This is a genomic window from Peptoclostridium sp. AF21-18 (assembly GCF_003478825.1).
Taxonomy (GTDB): domain Bacteria; phylum Bacillota; class Clostridia; order Peptostreptococcales; family Peptostreptococcaceae; genus Peptacetobacter.
On the sequence record NZ_QUGE01000010.1, the window covers coordinates 21,101 to 42,554 of the forward strand.

General features: G+C 32.3%; 19 protein-coding genes. 6 read left to right on the forward strand and 13 right to left on the reverse strand.

Annotation, left to right across the window (positions count from 1 at the left end; translation table 11 throughout):
* Positions 1 to 20 precede the first annotated feature (20 nt).
* The 3 genes from aroC to DWX74_RS06070 all read right to left on the reverse strand — a co-directional run bounded on the left by aroC (position 21) and on the right by DWX74_RS06070 (position 3,488).
* Complete coding sequence (gene aroC, locus DWX74_RS06060; RefSeq protein ID WP_118549171.1) at positions 21 to 1,121, reverse strand: chorismate synthase; 1,101 nt, start codon at positions 1,119 to 1,121, stop codon at positions 21 to 23.
* A complete protein-coding gene (gene aroA / locus DWX74_RS06065) occupies positions 1,114 to 2,445 on the reverse strand; it encodes a 3-phosphoshikimate 1-carboxyvinyltransferase (RefSeq protein WP_118549172.1) in 1,332 nt (443 codons plus the stop codon). The genes aroC and aroA overlap by 8 nt, the downstream gene beginning before the upstream one ends.
* Positions 2,446 to 2,540: 95 nt before the next feature.
* Positions 2,541 to 3,488: a magnesium transporter CorA family protein gene (locus DWX74_RS06070; RefSeq protein WP_199647582.1), complete on the reverse strand. Its 948-nt coding sequence runs from the start codon at positions 3,486 to 3,488 to the stop codon at positions 2,541 to 2,543.
* A 198-nt stretch (positions 3,489 to 3,686) separates the two neighbouring features.
* On the opposite strand from DWX74_RS06070, the gene DWX74_RS06075 reads away from it, so the two are divergent.
* From DWX74_RS06075 to DWX74_RS06085, 3 genes are all read left to right on the forward strand, one after another.
* On the forward strand, positions 3,687 to 4,415 hold the full coding sequence (locus DWX74_RS06075) for a hypothetical protein (RefSeq protein WP_118549174.1): 729 nt from the start codon (positions 3,687 to 3,689) through the stop codon (positions 4,413 to 4,415).
* Between the two features lie 210 nt (positions 4,416 to 4,625).
* Positions 4,626 to 5,477 (forward strand): MurR/RpiR family transcriptional regulator, encoded by an 852-nt coding sequence (locus DWX74_RS06080; protein WP_118549175.1) that lies wholly within the window; start codon positions 4,626 to 4,628, stop codon positions 5,475 to 5,477.
* A 227-nt stretch (positions 5,478 to 5,704) separates the two neighbouring features.
* On the forward strand, positions 5,705 to 6,679 hold the full coding sequence (locus DWX74_RS06085) for a Gfo/Idh/MocA family protein (RefSeq protein WP_118549176.1): 975 nt from the start codon (positions 5,705 to 5,707) through the stop codon (positions 6,677 to 6,679).
* Positions 6,680 to 6,811: 132 nt separating this feature from the next.
* On the opposite strand, the gene DWX74_RS06090 is transcribed toward DWX74_RS06085, so the two are convergent.
* Together DWX74_RS06090 and ftsH are read right to left on the reverse strand one after the other, a co-directional pair.
* Positions 6,812 to 6,994 carry a hypothetical protein gene (locus DWX74_RS06090; protein WP_118549177.1) on the reverse strand — a complete coding sequence of 61 codons (183 nt, stop codon included), beginning with the start codon at positions 6,992 to 6,994 and terminating at the stop codon, positions 6,812 to 6,814.
* Positions 6,995 to 7,166: 172 nt separating this feature from the next.
* On the reverse strand, positions 7,167 to 9,050 hold the full coding sequence (ftsH, locus tag DWX74_RS06095) for an ATP-dependent zinc metalloprotease FtsH (protein ID WP_118549178.1): 1,884 nt from the start codon (positions 9,048 to 9,050) through the stop codon (positions 7,167 to 7,169).
* 651 nt (positions 9,051 to 9,701) lie between these two features.
* Between ftsH and DWX74_RS06100 the strand changes: the two genes are divergently transcribed.
* Together DWX74_RS06100 and DWX74_RS06105 are read left to right on the forward strand one after the other, a co-directional pair.
* Positions 9,702 to 10,292: a TetR/AcrR family transcriptional regulator gene (locus tag DWX74_RS06100; protein WP_118549179.1), complete on the forward strand. Its 591-nt coding sequence runs from the start codon at positions 9,702 to 9,704 to the stop codon at positions 10,290 to 10,292.
* A gap of 8 nt (positions 10,293 to 10,300) precedes the next feature.
* On the forward strand, positions 10,301 to 11,059 hold the full coding sequence (locus tag DWX74_RS06105) for an EFR1 family ferrodoxin (protein ID WP_006440326.1): 759 nt from the start codon (positions 10,301 to 10,303) through the stop codon (positions 11,057 to 11,059).
* 45 nt (positions 11,060 to 11,104) lie between these two features.
* On the opposite strand, the gene DWX74_RS06110 is transcribed toward DWX74_RS06105, so the two are convergent.
* Entirely contained in the window at positions 11,105 to 11,665 is a 561-nt protein-coding gene (locus DWX74_RS06110; protein ID WP_118549180.1) for a hypothetical protein, read from the reverse strand.
* A gap of 225 nt (positions 11,666 to 11,890) precedes the next feature.
* Here DWX74_RS06110 and DWX74_RS06115 point away from each other — a divergent pair, with 225 nt between their 5' ends.
* The gene (locus DWX74_RS06115; RefSeq protein WP_006440324.1) at positions 11,891 to 12,343 is read left to right on the forward strand and encodes a DUF6173 family protein; all 453 of its coding nucleotides are present in this window, start codon (positions 11,891 to 11,893) and stop codon (positions 12,341 to 12,343) included.
* 372 nt (positions 12,344 to 12,715) lie between these two features.
* On the opposite strand, the gene DWX74_RS06120 is transcribed toward DWX74_RS06115, so the two are convergent.
* The 7 genes from DWX74_RS06120 to DWX74_RS06150 form a co-directional block, all read right to left on the reverse strand.
* Entirely contained in the window at positions 12,716 to 13,381 is a 666-nt protein-coding gene (locus DWX74_RS06120) for a hypothetical protein (protein ID WP_118549181.1), read from the reverse strand.
* 275 nt (positions 13,382 to 13,656) lie between these two features.
* Complete coding sequence (locus DWX74_RS06125; RefSeq protein ID WP_118549182.1) at positions 13,657 to 14,499, reverse strand: 4-hydroxy-3-methylbut-2-enyl diphosphate reductase; 843 nt, start codon at positions 14,497 to 14,499, stop codon at positions 13,657 to 13,659.
* A 19-nt stretch (positions 14,500 to 14,518) separates the two neighbouring features.
* Positions 14,519 to 15,151 (reverse strand): lysophospholipid acyltransferase family protein, encoded by a 633-nt coding sequence (locus DWX74_RS06130; protein ID WP_118549183.1) that lies wholly within the window; start codon positions 15,149 to 15,151, stop codon positions 14,519 to 14,521.
* Between the two features lie 52 nt (positions 15,152 to 15,203).
* Complete coding sequence (gene cmk / locus DWX74_RS06135) at positions 15,204 to 15,842, reverse strand: (d)CMP kinase (RefSeq protein ID WP_330415644.1); 639 nt, start codon at positions 15,840 to 15,842, stop codon at positions 15,204 to 15,206.
* Between the two features lie 27 nt (positions 15,843 to 15,869).
* Positions 15,870 to 17,126, reverse strand: a complete 1,257-nt coding sequence (locus DWX74_RS06140; protein ID WP_118549185.1) for an NAD(P)/FAD-dependent oxidoreductase — start codon at positions 17,124 to 17,126, stop codon at positions 15,870 to 15,872.
* Positions 17,127 to 17,177: 51 nt separating this feature from the next.
* On the reverse strand, positions 17,178 to 17,819 hold the full coding sequence (locus DWX74_RS06145) for a histidine phosphatase family protein (protein ID WP_118549186.1): 642 nt from the start codon (positions 17,817 to 17,819) through the stop codon (positions 17,178 to 17,180).
* A 269-nt stretch (positions 17,820 to 18,088) separates the two neighbouring features.
* Positions 18,089 to 21,202, reverse strand: coding sequence for a cell wall-binding repeat-containing protein (locus DWX74_RS06150; RefSeq protein WP_118549187.1), 3,114 nt, complete (start codon positions 21,200 to 21,202; stop codon positions 18,089 to 18,091).
* Positions 21,203 to 21,454 lie beyond the last annotated feature (252 nt).

Below are 21,454 nucleotides of genomic sequence, written 5' to 3' on the forward strand. Positions count from 1 at the left end.
AAATATCAACTATTTAAAATCTACATTCCGTAAAGCATATCCAGCATAGCTATTGCAGCTGCTGATTCAATAACACTCACAGCCCTCTGCACTATACAAGGATCGTGTCTGCCATTTACCTCAATCTCTGTATTTTTCACATCTCCACTAATTCTCAACTCAGCCACGTTTACAGTACGCTGCTTGATAGCAATTGAAGGTGTTGGTTTAATTGCAACGGTAAATACAACTGGCATACCATTTGTAATTCCGCCGATTACACCACCATTATTATTGGTATAGGATAAAATATTTCCATCATCATCTACATACATCTCGTCGTTTGCCTCTGATCCGTGCATCTTAGAAATATCAAATCCCTCTCCAAACTCAATCCCCTTCACAGCAGGAATTGAAAACATCATACTAGAAATAACAGATTCTACAGAATCAAATATCGGACTTCCTACACCAGCATTTATCCCTACAATAGCACACTCAATCCTTCCACCTACAGAATCTAAATTCTCTCTAGCTTTTAAAATCTCAGCTTTCATCTCATTTTCAAGGCTCTCGTTTATTAGTGGAAAATCAGAATACGAAAGCCTTTCAATTAAATTATCATCTATATTAGTGTAATCAAAACTACTATCCACAATCTCCTTTATCGACTTAATATGAGAAACAACCTTTATGCCCTTCTTTTCTAAAATCTGTCTACAAATCGCTCCAGCAAATACAATAGGGGCTGTTAATCTCCCAGAAAAATGTCCTCCACCTCGATAATCATTAAAACCATTATATCTCACAAATCCAGTATAGTCAGCGTGTCCAGGTCTAAAATTATCCCTTATCTGAGTATAATCTGCTGATTTTCTATCCTTATTCTTAATTGTTGCGCAAAGTGGAGTCCCTGTAGTTTTTCCTTCAAAAAATCCACTCACAATATTTGCTTTATCATCCTCTTTTCTTGCAGTAGACATCCTATTTTTTCCAGGCTTTCTTCTATCCATCTGTCTTTCCACTTCATCCAAATCTATCTCAAAACCTGGCTCTAACCCGTCTATAACAACGCCGATTTCACTTCCATGCGACTCACCAAATACTGATATTTTTAAATTTTTTCCCCACATACTACTCATGCAAATCACCACCAATCACTTCAACGCATCCACCTAATTTTTCAAAGTCCTCAAAAAATCTTGGGTACGATTTAGAAATACACTCAGCGTCTTTTATAACTATCTCTTCTTCACAGATTGTAGACGCTATTGAAAGCATCATACAAATTCTATGATCCTTGTGGCTCCAAACCTCGCAGCCACCCTTTAACTTCTTATTTCCATTTCCGTAGATTATAAGAGAGTCTTCTCTCTCTTCTATATTTGCACCTAGTTTTGAAAGCTCTTCATTTATCGCACTAAGTCTATCACATTCTTTAATTCTAAGCCTTTTTGCATTGACAATCTCTGTCGTACCATTTGCAAATGCTGCACAAACAGAAAGAACAGGTATAATATCTGGACAATCTGTTGCATCTATAATAGTACTATTTAAAGAGTTTACCTTCATTTTTATATCGTCGCACTCGTCGTAAACTCTCTCGCAACCCATTCTCTCAAGGATGTTCACAGTAGCCTTATCTCCCTGAATTGAGTCCCTTCTAAGACCTTTTACATTCACATTGTTTCCAATGGCATCGGCACACAAGAAAAATGCTCCTTGAGAAAAATCTCCCTCTACTGTGTACTCATTACAATCTGTATTTTCTCCTTTGCAATTATACTTTTGATTGCCCTTTATCCTAAACTTTCTGTATTCGTCGTGCTCAATCTCTATTCCAAAATCCTTCAAACTTGCAAGGGTTATATCTATATAGCTCTTAGACTCTATATTGTCTAATATATTTATAACTGAGTCATCTTCAAGCATTGACAGTGCAAATAACATCCCTGTTATAAACTGAGAACTAATATTTCCAGGAATATCATACTCTCCAGCACCTAGCTTTCCATCAATTTCTAGGTAATTTTCTCCTTTTTCGTACTTAACTCCATTCTTATCAAAAATATCATAATAAACATCTAAAGGTCTTTTCCCTAGATTTCCACTCATCTCAAATCTACACTTATATCCAAGTACCGCAGCTATAGGAATCATAAATCTAAGAGTAGATCCTGACTCATTGCAGTCTATAACGCGCAAATCCTTATCAATCTCTATCTCATCTTCAACGCTTTTACGAATTCCTTCAATTTCTATACTCATATCGCCAACTTTTGAAACTGCTCCAAAAGATTTTACAGCATCAAGAGTAGCTTTTATATCATCAGATAATTCTATATTGTTTATAATACTTTTTCCTTCCGAAAGAGCTGCACAAATAAGCGCCCTATGTGCAAAACTTTTTGATGGCGGAATTGTAAGCTCACCAGAAAGCTTTGACGGTTTTATCCTTATATCCATTAAAATTCCTCTCTTTTCTCTATTTCTTATAATTTAGTAATTTATATAATAATTATCAAATTAATTTCGTTATTTCACATCATTCTCTTTAAAAACTATAACATTCCATTCTTTTTAAACAAATGTATCCCAACTAATATTATTAAAATCATTATAACAATTGTAATAGGGTATCCATATGCCATACCAAGCTCTGGCATATACTTGAAGTTCATCCCGTATATACCTGTTATAATCGTAAGCGGTGCCGATATTGCAGTTAATATAGTCAGCTTTGTTATAAGTGAGTTTGTCTTTTCATTGACCTTTGAGTCGTAAATATCTAAAAGCTTATCTGCCAAATCTCTCGTCGCAATTGAAAACTCATACAACTTATCTATACCAAAGTCTATCCCCTGCATATCGTTGTACTCCTCAAGCTCGACCTCTTTTAAAAACCTAACATCCTCGCTTACAGCATTGTCTGTTATATAAATAAGCGGTCTAATATTTTTAACAACCTTTCTCGCAATTGCCCTAACTTTATTAATTTCTTCAATGTGGCTGCTGTTTGCATTGTCCATCATATCATCCTCAATATCTAATATCCTATCCTCTAACATCTCCAAAAACTCAAAACCATTCATTATATACTCTTTAATAATGTACTGATTTATTTTGTATAAGACGTATCTCGTACTCTTATCAGACTTAGTCTTATTCAAAATCAAATTTTTCATAAATTTATATATAAAGCTCTCCTCCTCAGCCACAGTGAGTATAAAATTATCGGCTGTGTATATATGAGCCTCAAATTCTCTTATCTCTTCATCTATGTATTCGAGAGATCTTAAAGCTATAGAGTCAAAACTTTTATTTGGATTTATCCTGATAGAATTGTCAAAACTCATACAGTCGAAAAAGATCTCTTCATTTATCCCTAAAGTTTCCTTTATCTTACAAAACTCATCAACTTTTGACAGTATTACATAATCTCGCTGCGAGTCGTATCCTTCTTCAAATCCATCTAAAACTTTATTTTCCTGCAATTCCAATATCTTCATCTCTCTCACCTACTTGTTTTTAATTTAAAAATTTTTTATTTATTATATCAAGTATACCATATTGAAGCCTATTACTGAAATTCGTTCTTCTTTTCATCAATTACATCTGACAGTTTAACAAGTTTTTTTCAATTATTTTCACAAAAGTGTAGTATAATAAGAAATAAAATTGAAATTTTCTTAAGGAGTTGATAAAAAATGCTTACCCAGAGTGAAAAAAATATTCTTTCTTTTGTAAAACCGTTCGCTATAGAGGACAGAAAGGTTTTAATGAGAGATAATTTTATAGATGAAAAAATTAAAAATATGAATATAGATGAAATTAGGGAAACTGTGCTTTCTCTAGGAGAAAAGGGATATCTATGCGCAAAGGAATTTATAACTGGAACTGTTATGATTATGGAAGTGTATCAAAAGGGCATCGAATATGACCAGCCAGCAGATGATTTAGGTGCTATGCCAGAGTTTTCATTTAAAAGAGGAAACTTCGAAACAGAAGTAGAACAGAAAAAGTATAAATACACAACACCTATAGAGCATATAAAACAGTACAATGCTTTTGAAACTGAGGAAGATAAGAAAAAAGAAAATGAATATAAAAGACAGTACGAGTATAGAAAACCTGCAGAATACAAAAGACCAGAAAATACTGTAAATTCTACTAACACAGATGCTGCAACATCTTATTATATAAATAAAAATACAGATTATTTAGATATAAAGAAGATGATTTTTGCCGACGAAAGAATTTCTGAAACAGATCAGAAAAAGCTATTAAAACTAATAACACTGATTGAAACTATGACAGAAAGCAACGTTCCTCTTCCAAAAGGAGCTTTTGTTGAATACGACGATGTTATATGCAAATACAGCTGGATTACAGATGTTATAGGTAGAGTGCTTATGAATAAGTACTTCCTTGCATAGTAAGAAATTGTAAATTTGCGTAATTGAAGTTTGTAATATTTGAAGACAATATACGGGAGGGATTTTTATGAAAAAACTATTGGCAACTTTGATGAGAATCATATTTATTTTGATGCTTATACTTGTAATGATTCCTTCATTTATTATTCTAATTTTAAACTACGATAAAAGCAGAATGAGATAAATATATATAGAAAGATGGGTGCTTAAATGTCAAACAGACAAAATATACTCGATAAGATTTGTATGATGTATGATTCATTTTTCGAACAAGAAAAGAAAGTAGCTTCATATATAATGAAAAATCACCGTCAAGTCATAAATATGACTATAAACGACTTAGCAAAGGAATCCGGAACAAGTATCGCAACTGTTACAAGATTTTGTAAAAAATGCGATGTAGATGGATTTCATCATTTAAAAATAAGCCTTGCGAAAGAAATTGTTAATTCCGACGATGAAATTGTAGCATCAAAAAGCATATCTGAGGACAGCTTTGAGCAATCTTTGAACAATATTTTAGCTAATAAAGTAAGAGAACTTGAGCAGACTGTTTCTCTTATAGATACAGATATTTTAAAATCTATTTTAGATGTGATTAAAAAGGCTAGAATTGTGCAATTTGTTGCTGTTGGAAATACAATCCCCGTTGCAATAGACGGTGTTTATAGATTTAATGAAATTGGGATCAAAACTGTTTCAAGTACAATTTGGGAGACACAGCTTGCCTTTTCAATGTCATTAGATGAAAACGACGTAATGATTGCAATTTCAAACTCTGGTGAGTCTAAAAAAGTGTTCACTATGGTAGAAGAAGCAAAATCGAGAGGGGTTAAAACCATTGGTATCACAAATAACCCTAATTCTAATATTGCAAATATAGTTGATTATCACATACAGACTATTACAAGAGAAAAACTGTTTTTAGATGAGTTTTATTTTTCTAGAATATCAGCTATGACTATTGTTGAAATTCTCTACATTCTACTCGCTGCAGACAATAAAAACTCATACAATATGCTTAGTGCTTGCGAAAATTTAATGGCTAACGAAAAAATTTAACTTTTAGAATCTCCTGGTTTTTAGGGGATTCTTTTTTTACGTTAATTTTATTAAATAAATTTAAATATCTTTTGATATACTTTTGATAATTTTATTGTGTTAAGATTGTTTTATTCTCGTTGACAAAAATTATTTTTGTGGTATTATTTATTCAAGAAAATAATTATTGTGTATTAACCAGATGACGATAATTATTTTTTCTAATACCATTCAAAAAGGAGTTTTCTATGAAAAAATATAATTGGGCAACATTAGGATGTGGTGTAATTGCTAATCAGCTTGCAGAGGCCATGATTTCAAGAGGAGATAATCTATACTCTGTTGCAAATCGTACTCACGAAAAAGCTTTAGAATTCGCTGCAAAATATGGAATTGAAAAAGTATATGATAAGATTGAGGATGTTTTTGAGGACGAAAATGTGGATATTATCTACATCTCAACTCCTCATAACACTCATATAGAATATTTAAGAAAGGCTTTAAAAGCTGGTAAACACGTTCTTTGTGAAAAATCAATTACATTAAACAGCGATGAATTAGATGAAGCTATTTTTCTTGCTGAGGAAAATCACGTCGTTTTAGCTGAAGCTATGACAATTTTCCATATGCCAATTTACAAAGAGCTTAATAAGATAATAGAATCTGGAAAGCTTGGAGATTTAAAACTAATTCAGATGAATTTTGGAAGCTACAAAGAATACGATATGACTAATAGATTTTTCAATAAAAATTTAGCAGGTGGTGCTATGCTAGATATCGGTGTATATGCACTTTCATTTGTTAGATGGTTTATGAGCTCAAAGCCTACAGAAATACTATCTCAGGTTAAGTATGCTCCTACTGGTGTCGATGAGCAGGCTAGTCTTCTTCTAAAAAATAAGGAAGAAGAAATGGCTACAGTTATACTATCTCTTCACGCAAAACAGCCTAAACGTGGAACTATCGCATTTGATAAAGGATATGTTGAGATTTTTGAATATCCTAGAGGTGAGGAAGCTGTTATCACATATACTGAGGATGGCAGCAAGGAAGTTATAAAATCTGGAGAAACTTCAAACGCATTGTTATATGAGGTTGAAGATATGGAAAAGGCATTAAATGGAAATCATGATATAATGCACTTGAATTATACTAAAGATGTTATGGATATGATGACTGAAATAAGAAATGAATGGGGTATGAAATATCCTGAAGAAATGTAGTAATAGGGAAAGAGTATAACTGCTCTTTGCTCCAGGCTTCAGCGCCCCACACCGTTAGAGTAACACATTTAGCGGTTGTGGGGCGCTTGCAGTATTGTCGCTTTTGAGCAGTTATACATCTTTCCATCAGCTTTATTTACTTGAAGCATTCAATTCTATGTCCTCCCCCCAATTAACCTCTGAAGGTTCATAATTTGACATATTATAATTTTCAAAAAGCTGTTCTATTGGTATAACATTTACACGCCTACTTTCTTTTTTTATAGTTTCTAATTTTGAATTTCTATTTTTTAAATCAACTGGTAAATTTTTCATATATGCCATACCTCCAATAAATTATATTCATACATTTGGTATACAATACTTATATACTAATTGTCAATATTATATATTTTTGAAATTAAAAAGGATACTGTACAAACATAAAATAACGTCTATCAGTATCCTTTTTGTATGTTTTTATTTTGGATTTTAGTTTTTTATTTGCTTAGTTTTCTTCTTTATTTATAGATACTTCTACTTCTTCTGATATAGATTTTGCTTTTTCTGGATCTTCATTGTTTAGTATCCGCATGAATTCGTCCCCAGTTATTGTTTCTTTTTCAAGAAGGTAATCTGCTAATTCGTGAAGTTTGTCTATGTTGTCTTCAAGTATCTGAGTTGCTTTTTTGTGGCAAGCTCCAACTAAAGCTATTACCTCTTTGTCTATTTTAGCTGCTGTTTCTGCTGAGCAAGCTAGTGAAGTATCTCCACCTAAGTACCGGTTGTTTAGAGTTTCAAGTGCAACCATTCCAAACTCTTCACTCATACCAAATCTAGTTATCATCGCTCTAGCTATTCTAGTAGCCTGTTCTATATCATTTGATGCCCCTGATGTGCACATATTGAAGATTATTTCTTCAGCTGCACGACCACCAGTGAATGTTGTTATCTTGTCTATTGCTTCTTCCTTAGACATTAGCACTTTTTCGCCTTCTTCAACCTGCATTGTATATCCAAGTGCACCTGAAGTTCTTGGGATTATTGTTATCTTATGTACTGGTGCTGAATGTTTATTGATTGCTGCAACAAGTGCATGACCAATTTCGTGGTATGCGATAATTTTCTTTTCTTTTGGACTTATAACTGCACCTTTTCTCTGGTAACCAGCGATTATTGTTTCAACAGCTTCTTCTAAGTCCATCTGTTCAACCTGTTTTCTACCATCTCTAACTGCTCTAAGTGCAGCTTCGTTTACTATATTTGCTAGTTCTGCACCAGATGCTCCTGATGTAGCTCTTGCAATTTCGTTGAAATCTATATTTGCATCGTATTTAACTGCTTTTGCGTGTACTTTAAGTATCGCTTCTCTACCATTTAAGTCTGGTAATTCAACAGGTACTCTTCTGTCAAATCTACCTGGTCTTAAAAGTGCTTTATCTAAACTTTCTGGTCTATTTGTAGCAGCAAGTATTACAACTCCTACTCCACCATCAAATCCGTCCATTTCGCTAAGTAACTGGTTTAGAGTCTGTTCTCTTTCATCGTTTCCTCCCATACCATTAGCGCCATCTCTCTTCTTACCTATAGCATCTATTTCGTCGATGAATACTATACAAGGAGCTTTTTCTTTAGCCTGTTTGAATAAATCTCTAACTCTTGCAGCACCCATACCAACAAACATTTCTATAAATTCAGATCCTGAAATTGAGAAGAATGGTACTCCTGCTTCACCTGCAACAGCTTTAGCAAGAAGTGTTTTACCTGTACCTGGAGGTCCAACTAAAAGTGCACCCTTAGGCATCTGAGCACCTATTTCTCTATACTTAGCTGGGTTGTGAAGATAATCTACTATCTCAGTTAAAGCTTCTTTTGCTTCATCCTGACCAGCTACATCTGCAAATCTCTTTCCACTCTGTGCAGGAACATAAACCTTTGCGTTTGACTTACCAAACTGCATAGAATTTCCGCCCATTTTTTTAGAAAGATTTCTCATCATTAAATTACCTAACATACCTAAAATTGCAAACGGCAATATCCAAGTAAGTAAGAAGTTCATAAGAGGAGAATTTTCTCTAGGAATTTCTTTGCTGAACGATACATTTTTTGCGTTTAATTTTTCAATCAACTCTGGGTCATTCATATTTCCTGTTACGTATATGTTTCTGTCGTCTTTTTTCTTAGGCTCTATAGATATTTTATCGTTGTCTAAGTTAACTGTTTTTATCTCGTTTTTGTCTAACATCTGCTCGAATTTGCTGTAAGTTATCTCAACTGTTTGTCTTTCCAGCATACTTGGGAATACAAGCACGTTAAGAAGCATTACGAAAAGCATCATCATAGCATAGTAATAAAAAATCGATCTCTTCGGTTTCTTTGGTTCCATATCCATACCTCCATTTTTTTATTCCTAAATTAATAAATACCCTAAATTCTTTAGGATAATCTATTTGCCTTTATTTTTTGGTATTATTTTATCAATCCAAATTATAAAAATATGCTATTTTTATTATATGTGGAATTTTGATAAGTTTTATACCGCTTTTTACTATTTTTATAAAATATTATATCTTTATTTTATCATAACACACAATTCTTAATTATATCTTAACTTTCCTTAAATTTTATTTATAAAAAATTTGAAACAAAAAAGAAGGCTGCTAACCTTCTTTAAATCTCTCACTAGAATTATGTGTTTATATAATTTTATATAAATAAAAAACTGCTAAGAAATTTCTCAGCAGTTTTTATTTTATTAGAATTTTTTCATTATCATATTGAATATCATAATTACATTGAATAAAAGTCCAACAGCAATTATGAACATTATCATTTTAAGAATAACTGATTTCATACCGTCCTTCATAATTTTCCTCCCTAACATTTACTCTACTAAACGTTATCACGTTATATACTCTAAATCAAGTATTTTTAAAGAATTAATTATTTTTAATTTAATAATATATTTATCAAATATTGACACTGTCAAGTTTGTATTGATATAATATTTACAGTGTCAAGTTTAAATTATCGGGAGGAGTCTATGAAAAATTCAACATATCATCATATAAATTTAAAAAATGAGTTAATCGAAAAAGGGATTGATTTGGTAAATAAATATGGAGTTGAACAGCTTTCATTAAGAAAAGTAGCTCAAGTGTGTAATGTAAGCCATTCTGCTCCGTACAGCCATTTTAAAAATAAAGATGAGTTAATTTCAGCTATGCAAAAGTATATTACAGATCAATTTGCAGAAAAATTATTAAATACTGTTTCTCTTTATTCAAATCAATCTAATTTTTTATTAGAATTTGGTAAAACATATATTTTATTTTTTTTAGAAAATCCACAATATTTTTCATTTTTATTTACACAAAATTCTATAAGTATTGATTTAGATATTAATAGTTTTACAGAAGAGAATTATAAACCATTTCTAATATATAAAGAACAACTGTTAAAACAACTTGCATCTTTAAATATATCTGATGAAAAAAAACAAAATTATATTATTTCATTATTTGCTTATATACATGGTATTACTTCTTTGGCAACAATGGAAAATGTAAAGCATACATTCGATTGGAGTAAAAAACTTGATGATTTAATTTGTCTATTTTCTATTGAAGGGTAGGTGAAATTATGTTAGGTGTTTTTTTTAGTGGAACAGGAAATACTGAATATTGTGTTAGACTTTTATCTTCTTTATTAGATGAATCTTATGAAATTGTTTCTTTAGAAAATCCATCATCTATAAAAAAGATTGAAGAGCGGGATACAATTATTTTCGGTTATCCTATACAGTATTCTAATATTCCCTATTTTGTAAGAGAGTTTATAATAAAAAATTCATTTTTATGGAAAAATAAGAAAATTATATGTTTAGCTACAATGGGGGCCTTTAGTGGCGATGGTGCTGGATGTTCAGCAAGGTTATTTAAAAAATATGGGGCAATAATCTTAGGTGGTTTACATATAAAAATGCCTGATTCTGTATGTGATAGTCCTTTACTCAAAAAAAATACACAAGAGAAAGAAATAATAATTAAAAATGCAACTGAAAAAATAAAACTCATTGCAAATAATATAAAAAATAAAATATATCCTAATGATGGTTTATCTTCTATATCTCATATAATTGGTCTTTTAGGTCAACGACTTTGGTTTTTCCATAAAACGAAAACTTATAGTAATAATTTGACTATTAATGAAAATTGTATTGGTTGTGGCTTGTGTTCAAAAATTTGTCCTACTCAAAATATAAGTATAGTAAATCTAAAAGCTATTGGAGGTAATAAATGTACTCTGTGCTATCGTTGTGTAAGTAACTGCCCACAAAAGGCAATTACTATTCTAGGAAAAAAAGTAATTGAACAGTATAAACTAGATAATTATATATAAAATAGAAGAGGAGAATGCAAATTTTTCATTCTCCTCTTCTATTTACTATTTTCCTTCTAGCTCTAATCTCATTTTTTCCATTTCATAACATTCATATTTTCTCCAAGCGTATGAATCTGGGTCAATTCCATGTTCTAATCCAAGTCTAACCTGTTCCATCTGGTTAGCAAAAAGCTTTCTTTCTGTGTATGGAGAGATATCTACTCCATTTTCAAGACCTTTTCTAATCTGCTCCATAACAGAAGTGTATATATTAGATTTTGCGTATTTACTTACATCTACACCACTTTCAAGTCCCATTCTAATCTGCTCCATCTGGCTCCAGATAAATTTATCTGTTGCATAAACAGAAACATCGTACCCAGCTTCAAGACCTCTTCTGATTTCATACATCTGGTTAGAATCTAATCTATGATCTATATAGAAAGAAATATCTAATCCTTCTTTTAACCCCATTCTTATCTCATACATCTGTTCAAATTTGTATTCAGGCTTAGCATAAACATCGACGTCGATGCCTTCTTTTAAGCCTAAATCTATCTGATAAAGCTGATCCCCATTAAACACATCTAAATGATAGTAGTCTACTATTGTTTTTGATTCCATAAAATGCACCTCATTACACTAATTTGTACTTCAAATTTTTAAATTTATTAATTATAGTATATCACACTATTAACCAAATTTTATGCTGTTTTATTTTATGATTTAATAAAGTTTTGTTTTTATAATAATTTTCTGAAAATTAACTATCATATATTGAAAAATAAATTTCACAGTACTATAATAATAATTACAAATATAAGATAATTTTTGAAAGGTCGTGATTTTATGCGTAAAAATGATTCTAATGTGCTTCCTGATACTATTAGCGATAAAATCAGAAAATCAGTATCATCAAGAAATTACGAGCTTGCAGACTACCAATATCAAAGAATCATGGAAAGCATTTACGATTTTGAACAATATTTAGACAAAGATAAAGAGGTTGCTCTATATCTTACTAATTTCGGTGAAAGCGTCCTTATGCACATAACTGATATTGGATACAGCAATCCATCACTTATCCACTACTTCGGATACGTAAATGGAAACTATGCTGAACTAATCCAACACGTTTCTCAAATCAATTTCTTAATTACATCAGCTCCAAAATTGGACGATGAAAAACCAGCAAGAAGAATTGGATTTAAGAACAATGTTGGTGAAGAATTTGTAGAACCTTCAAAAGAAGACCTTGAAGACTACGAAGCGCTGATGAAAGAAAGCAGAACAAACTTCTAAAATAACAATGGGACTGTTGCAATAATTTGCATCAGTCCCTTTTTATAATCCATTAGGAATTTACTAGCATATAGAAAGTGAATAAATTAAAATTTTTAATTATTATATTTACTCACTGTATTGAATTTATAGATAAGCTCCTCTCTAGGCTTCGATACTCACATACAATACTGTGAATAAATGATAACAAAAAAGCGTGATATAAACTTTTAGAAACTTTGGATTAAGGTTAAGTAAAAAAATAGGACAAGATATATAACTGCCAGCCAGCGACAATGCAACTTGATTGCCTGGAGCGGATGGTAGTTATAATCTTGTCCTTTCATTTTAATTAACTTTTCCAAAGTTTTCCTAAAAATTTATATCACGCTTTTAGTTTTCATTTACTCTTTTCATAGCATTGTATCCCATGAATACTACCCATACATATGCTAATGTTTTAGGCATCATTAGTGCTCCAACTATTGGAATAGTTTTAGCAAATAGTACAACTGGAATGTAGAATCCAAAGCTTAATGTAACTGCAAGCCACATATTCTTGAAGCTTATATCATTGAATTCTCTTGCCTTTTTGAAGAATATAACTATTATAACTAATCCCATTATTGCAAATGGTATATTTCTGTATATTCCCCAAATTTCTGGTGCATTTGGAGATAACCAATCATTCTGTGGGAATAGGCAAAGTATTATTCTTATAGCTGCTAATGCATATACTGCGAATTTAAGACCTTTATCGTCTTTTACTTCATATCTCATTTCCCATATATGGAATAATATTACATAGAAAATAGTCATTGTGATTGATGCAACGGCTTCACCAAATCCTAACGCAGCAGGATTATTGTTTATACCTACTGTCCACATAGAATATACTCTTGGAACTAAGTGGAATGCATCCCCACATCCAAGAACGATAGCCATTATACCAAATAATCTAAACTGGCTACCTTTTTCTGTTGCTTTGATCATCTTTACACCTACTGTAAGAACTGTTACTAAGTAACAGATGTCAAATATACTTTCAAATATTCTCATATTTATCACCTCTGTATTTTTTATATGTTATATTCTAACACATATTATTTTATTGTCAAACATTTTTTATAAATAATATTTTATACTAAAAATATTTATCTAAAGAAAATGTTTTTTACAATAAATATAACTAAATAAAAAATAATAAAAAAAATATCCCCCTATACTCTTTTCCAAGAATATAAGAGGATACTTAAAATGTGTTACATAAAAGTGCGAGTCGCTGAAGCCTGAAGGGCAAGTTATAGTGGTGTATAACGATTTATTAATAACTTTTATAAACTTTTTAAGAATTCTATTATATCGTCTATTATCCAGTCAGGAGTAGATGCCCCAGCTGTTATTCCGACGTTTTCGTATTTTTTTATCTCTTCCACATCTAAATCATCTCTAGTTTCAATAGCAAAAGTTGGACAAACTTCTTTACATATTCCAACTAATTTCTGAGTGTTTGAACTGTGTTTTCCACCAATTACAACCATACAGTCCATTTCTGACGCAAGCTCTCTAGCCGCTTCCTGTCTAGCCTTAGTTGATGAACAGATAGTATTGTTGAAATCTATCTTATCAGATTTCTGTTTTAATATCTCAACTATCTCACCGTAAACCTCTAAATTCATAGTAGTCTGTGCAACTGAGCAGTAATAAACTTCTGGATTTAATTCTAACTCTTTTGCTTCATCAATAGTTTTTATAGTTATAGCTGTGTTTTTACACCAACCATTTATCCCTATTACCTCAGGATGATTTTTATCACCTATTAATATGATTTTCTTCCCTTTGTTGTATTTTTCTTCAACAATGTTGTGTATTTTCTTAACGAAAGGACAAGTTGTGTCCACTACTTCTAACTCTTTTTTCTCTGCTCTATCGTATATAGACTTAGACACACCATGAGATCTTATTATCATTTTAACGTCACTTGGTATCTCTTCTATATCGTCAGCAGTTATTAAACCTCTTTCTTCATACTTTCCAACTGCCTGTTTATTATGAATAAGTGGCCCTAATGCGTATATTTTTTTATTCTGTTCCTCGCATAACTCTCTCCATGCAAGTCCCATTGCTCTCTTAACACCAAAGCAAAATCCTGCTTTTTCTGATATCTTTATATTCATAATGTCCTCCAATCGATGTTTAAGCGTTGTATTCTATCCCCTCAACATCTACTATTCCATCTGCCTGTTCACAGTAATTTTTGATAATTACCTGCATAATCTCTTCTGATATTCTTTCGTGGTCTTCATTTGTAAGTTTAGCTCTAAAATACTGGCTCATATCTATAGGTTCACCTATATATATCTTAACTCTGCTGAATAATTTATAGCTAGAAATTACAGATATAGGCACTACATTTGCCTTTCCTTTAGAAGCGAAAAGTGATAGACCTGCCTTTGCCTGACCAAATTCTTTTCCTCTTACCCTAGTTCCTTCTGGGAATAATCCTAGCACATAGCCGTCTTTTATAGCTCTTAAAATCTGCTTAACTGTTGAAATTCCAGTATTCTCTCTATCTATTGGTATTGTATTTAATTTCTTTAAAATAAAACCTAGCACTTTATGGTCAAATAATTCCTTCTTAGCTATTGCAGCAACTTCTCTTGTTGTCATTGAAGATGCGACAAATATAGGATCTAGGTTTGATTTGTGGTTCGCAGCTATTATAACATTTCCTTCAAGAGGTACATTTTCTATACCGATTACCTCGTATTTGAAGAAAACCTTACAAAATAGACGAAGCACACTCAATGCAAAATCGTAAAACTTCATTATTTAATTTCTCCATTCTTATTTTTATTTAACTTTATAGTAGTCATGGTAACTATTTTATCTTAGACACTACAGCTTCTACAACCTCGTCAATTCCAAGTCCAGTAGTATCTATTTCAATAGCATCATCTGCTTTTTTTAGAGGAGCAAATTCTCTATTAGAATCTATCTCATCTCTTTTTTCTATATCTTTTATAATTTCTTCTAATGTTCCTTCAAATCCCTTTTCACAAAGTTCTTTATATCTTCTTCTTCCTCTTTCTTCAGGAGTTGCAACTAAGAAGAATTTGTAGTCTGCATTTGGGAATACATAAGATCCGATATCTCTACCGTCTAGTATAACATCGTTTCTTGTTCCTATTTCTCTCTGAACATCGACCATTAAGTATCTAACTTCTTTTATCTTAGCGACATCAGAAACATTTGCACTAACTTCTCTAGTTCTTATCTCTTCGTTTACAACTTTTGAATCTAAGTATATGTTGTTATCTCTGAAATCTATATCAGTTCTCTTAGCTACTTCCATTACAGCTGCTTCATTTTTAACATCAACACCTTCAGATAAGCATTTGTATGTTACTGCTCTATACATTGCTCCTGTGTCTATGTAGTTTATGTTTAGTTTTTTAGCTATTAATTTCGAAATAGTACTCTTTCCAGCTCCTGCTGGTCCATCTACTGCTATTATCATAATTACCAACCTCTCTTAATTAACTTTTTATTCATCTTTACCTGCAGCAAATCCTGTTGAGAATGCAATCTGTAAATTGTATCCCCCAGTTTCTGCATCTATATCCAAAATCTCACCTGCAACGTGAAGATTTTTTATCTTTTTAGACTCCATAGTAGTAGAGTTGATATCTTTTACAGATACCCCACCTGAAGTTACTATAGCTGGCTCAATTCCAAGTGTTGAATTGCAAGTCAGCTTCATTTCTTTTATTAAAGACACTAGTTTGTTTTCTAGTTTTTTAGGAAGTTCGTTGACTTTCATCTCCTCAACTCCTGCCTGCTCAGCAATAGCTTTTAAGAAATTCTGTGGAAGTATTCCCTTTAAATTTGTTATTACGTTTCTGTTTGGGAACTCTCTTATCGCTGCAACAATATCCTCTCTTGTGCTATTAGGTAGGCAATCTAGAGTGATTTCTATATTTCCATCTTCCAATGCTTTATTTATATAAGAAGATAAAATTAAAACCGCTGGCCCACTTATTCCAAAGTGGGTAAATATCATATCGCCGCTCTGTTTTATCTTTTTCTTCTTAATCTTGCAAGATAATTCCACGTCTTTTAGCGAAATTCCCTGCATATTCATTATCCAAGATTCTTCTATCTTAAGTGGTACAAGTGCAGGAAGTGGCTCAACTATCTTATGACTGTATTTTTTTAGGATTTTGTACATATTTCCGTCTGATCCAGTATTTGAAAAACTTCTTCCTCCTGCTGCGACGACTACCTTGTCGCATTCAATCTTATCTCCATTGTCTAGGATAACGCCTTTAATCTCGCCAATCTTGTCCTTTTTTGATAAAATCTGTTCCTCTGGGAACATATTCACATCCAAATCGGCAACTCTTTTATTGTAATATATTTTAACATTTTTCTTTAAAAGCTCTTTGTTTAAAGCATCTATTAAATCCTCTGCCTTGTCGTTTTCTGTATATACCTTAAAATCATTATCTTTTTCTATTTTGTATTTTAGTCCAATTCTATCAAAGAACCCTAGCAGATCCTTATTTGAAAATGCGTCAAAACTGCTGTACAAAAATCTCTTGTTTGTAACTACCTTATCAAAGAAATCATCTATCTCTCTGGCATTTGTTAGATTACATCTACCTCCACCAGTTAGTTTGATTTTTCTTCCTAATTCGCCATTTCTCTCAAGAAGTATTACCTCGTTATCTGCATTTTGACTAGCAGACACAGCCGCCATCATACCAGCCGCTCCACCACCGATTATAACAACCTTTGCCATATTTATCTCCTTTATCCAACAATCCTATACCCAAGTAAAAATAACCTACATTTACTCAAGAGCCGAGTTGTTAAGTTTATAATCCCCTTTTATATGAGATGTATCATTCATCTTAGTAACAACTGGACCGTAATTTCTCCACTCTACTATATTTAGAGCTGTGTTGTCCTGTTTAATTCTGTATATATTCTTCATTGGTGAATCTAACATTAATAATAGAAGCACCCTAACTGTCACTGAATGACTGACTAGTAAAATATTCTTGTTATCATATTTTTCATTTAATTCGTCTATGAATTTTTCTAATCTTTCCTTTATCACATCTAAAGTTTCCCCACCAGGAATTTTTGCAAGATGTGGCTCATTTCTCCAAGTTTTATATATTTCTGGGTATTTTTCAGTTATTTCTGGAATTAATCTTCCTTCCCATTCTCCAAATCCCATCTCTCTTAAAGCTTCTGTTGGCTGCACTTCTATCCCAAATCTTTTTCCAACTGCTTCTGCTGTCTGCATTGCTCTACCTAAATCGCTTGAGAATATCATGTCTAGTGGATATTTATCCATTCCTTCTGCAAGCTCATTTGCCTGAGCAAGACCTTTTTCTGTTAGAGGTGAATTTCCATGCCCCTGAGTTTTTCCTAATATATTCCATTCTGTCTGTCCATGTCTAGCTATATAATAAGTGTTTCCCATAACTTCCTCCGTTTCATTTTTACAAAATAAATGATATTGTCAAATGTTTTAATTTATCTCAATATTATATTATACAACAATAATGTATTTTAATCTATGTTTATCGGTTAAAAGGCTGATACAGGTGAAGTATTTCAAGGTAGAATTAATGATTTTGTAGCAATATTTTGACTTAGTACAAGTATTCGCTCTCCAGGATAAAAAAATAGTTGCCACCTAAATGACAACTATTTTCCATTATATTTATTTTTATCCCATATATTTTACTTTTATTTGAAAAGATCTGGATTTATAGCCTTATCTCCACCTACTATTATATATTCTTTATCTTTGTTCTTTTCTAAGTATTCTTTTGTATCGTTATCTAAAGAGTTCGCTTTTATTAATAGTATCGGTGCATTTTTTGCTCCTGCATAGTAGCTAACTGATAGTGAGTCGGCAAATGACTCTCCACTTGCTACAAATACAATCTTTGATCCTGCAAAGAATTTTTCTGCTATTTTCTTAGATGTGTCGTATCTATCATCCCCAGCAACTCTATCTACTGATTTGAATAGTTTTTCAACATCTTTTCCAACAGCCTTATCTCCTCCAACTATTATCGCACTATTTATTTTGTATTTATTTAAGAAGTTTTTAACCACATCAGGAACTTTATTTCCGTTCACTAATATTACTGGTATTCCTTCCTTAGCTGCATAAGAAGCTATTGAAACGGCATCAGGGTAATTTCTTCCGTCCGCTATTATAACTTTACCCTTGTTTCCGTATTTTTTTATAGTCTGTTCTGCAACTTTTACCGCTGTTTCATATCTATCTTTACCTACAATAGATTTTACAACTGAAGAATTTTCTTTAGCAAATTTACGTATTTTAGCTTCATTTACATCTGATATTGAATTTCCACCTATAAATACTATTTCTTTAGCGTCTAATCTGTCTATTTCAGATAATATTTTGTCTATGTTTTTGTCGTTGATTAATAGTATTGGACCATCGCCTTTTCCAGTTAATGCTGCTGAGCTTAGTGCGTCTGGGAATTTTTCTCCAGATACTAGATATACCTTTTCTGATTTTGATGGGAATACTTTCTGGCTTATACTTACTGATGTGTCGTATCTGTTTTCGCCAGCTATTTTGTCAACTACCTCAACTTCAACACCGATTCCTGGTTTTTCTTCTGGTTTAGATGGTATTGAAGGTGTTGATGGTGTATCTGTTTTTATAGAGTATTCGTATGTAAGTTTTTCTCCTTCAGGCTTATTAGGATACGTATTATCGTATTTCCAAACGTGGTATGTAGTGTTTGACTCTAATCCTGTAAATATAATTTTTGATCCAGTTACTTCTTGCCATGTCTTAACTCCTACTTCTACTGATTCAATTGAAAGAGTAGAAGTTTCTGGAAGTGGTGGAACGTCTTTGCTGTCTGTACAGTATAAATATACTCCTTTATTTTCAGTTTCAGTATTTATTTCTATTCTATCTGTTGAAGTATCTACATTTTCATTTTCTTCAGTAATTTCAGGTGCTTTGTATATTGTAAAGTATAAATACTTTGATTCCGCAGAAGTATAGTTATTATCTTCCGCTAAAGAAACTTTTACTCGATATGTACCTGCTTCTGTTGGTACTTCTTGTATTTGATCAAACTTACCATCTACTCTCTTTTCAAATTTAAAGGTAACATCACCTGTACTACCTGATGTTTCAACATCTTCATTTGTTATCTCAACAGGTTTTCCATCATATATCTTATCAAACTTAGCACCATCTTTGAATTTAATTAAACCTTTTGCTTGTTCAATTTCAAATTCAAAAGGATCAGATACTAAACCTTCATAATTTTCTGTTCCTACTACCTCTGCTTTTACATAATATGTTCCTGCATCAGTTGGTACATTAGATGTATAATTATCATTTTCTTCGTTGCTATATTTAAATTCAACATTTCCAAATTTTGATTCAGCAGTTGGTGTATTTGGATTTGCCCCATATGTCCATCCTGTAATAGAAAGTTCTACTATCCAATCATTCTTAAATATATAACCACTATCACTTACTTGGATATTGTAAGTATCATTATTTGTTGTTATTGTATGTTCTCCTACTGGCATATATAAATATAGTGAGTCATCATCAGGATGATTAGCTAATACCTTGTAATCTTTATCATTTACTATTATACTTGTAATACCTTTTTTTCCATCTAATTTCACTAAATATACGTCTTTTGCATTGTCTTCATCCTTAGGAGTAATACTTATGCTACTTGCTTTTACACTTCCTCCAGCGATTTTGATATTATTTGCACTTCCACTCTTTCCTCCACCTCTACCTATTCCTGATCCATCGCTTCCTCCTATCGCTGTTACTGTTCCTCCAGTAATTGTTATATTACTTCCATTTCCTGCATCAGTTGGTATAGTTCCACTTGCTATTCCCCTATCTCCTCCTCCGATTCCAGCTCCACCAGATTCTCCCGTCGCTGTTACTATTCCTCCAGTAATTGTTATATTATTTCCACTTCCAAGGTATCCTCCACCTATTCCGGCTCCAGATCTTCTTCCTATCGCTGTTACTGTTCCTCCAGTAATTGTTATATTATTTCCTCTTCCTCTGTAGCCACCTCCGATTCCGGCTCCATCCAATCCTCCTGTCGCTGTTACTGTTCCTCCAGAGATTATTATATTACTTCCACTTCCATCGTAGCCGCCTCCGATTCCGGCTCCATCCAATCCTCCTGTCGCTGTCAACTGTCCATTTCCTTTGATAGTAAGTAAACTTCCTTTTCCTTCACCTGCAAATTTTAAACCAGGATTCTGCAATCCTGATTTTAAAGTATTCTCTCCTTCTAATATTAATTCTACTTTTGTAGTACTATCACCTTTAGTTTGAACTTCAAACGCACGTGAATAATCATCTTTACTATTTATGTTTAGATTTTTTATAGTAACAGTTCCCTGATATCCAGCTTCAATAAGTACTCTATCTGTTGTTGTTTGCTTTCCATTTCCTTCTATTCTTATATCATTAATTGCATCTTTTGATATTTTAAGTTCTCCATTATCGCTAAACGTCCAATCAGTGCCATTTGCTCCACTTACCCAAAATGCACCTATATGTGTCAAACCATCTGTATTATTTTGCTCAGTAGTATTCTCAGAATTTCCCTCTTCTGCCTGAGTTCCATCCTCACTCTGCACACCATCATCTTCTGGCTTAGAAGTATCACCACTCTGTTCACCTTCTGAACTATCAACACTATCCATCTGAACACTATCCCCTATAACCTCTAACGCCTCAACACTATACGGCGCATTATATACCGCTATCGTAACCGCTACTGCACAAGCTAACCATTTTCTAAAATTCTTATTCATAAAATTACCACCTTTCTATCCTATACATTCTTGTAAATCAAAGCATTTCTACTACTAAAAAAGACATTACCATACCTAAAAATAGGTGCAATAATGCCTTGATGTATCACTACTCAATTTTGCACAAAAAAAGGCAATTTTATTTTCTGTCTGTCTTTCTGTCTGTCTGTCTGTCTGTCTGTCTGTCTGTCTGTCTGTCTGTCTGTCTGTCTGTCTGTCTAAACATTCTTTCAAATAACACCATATAAATCA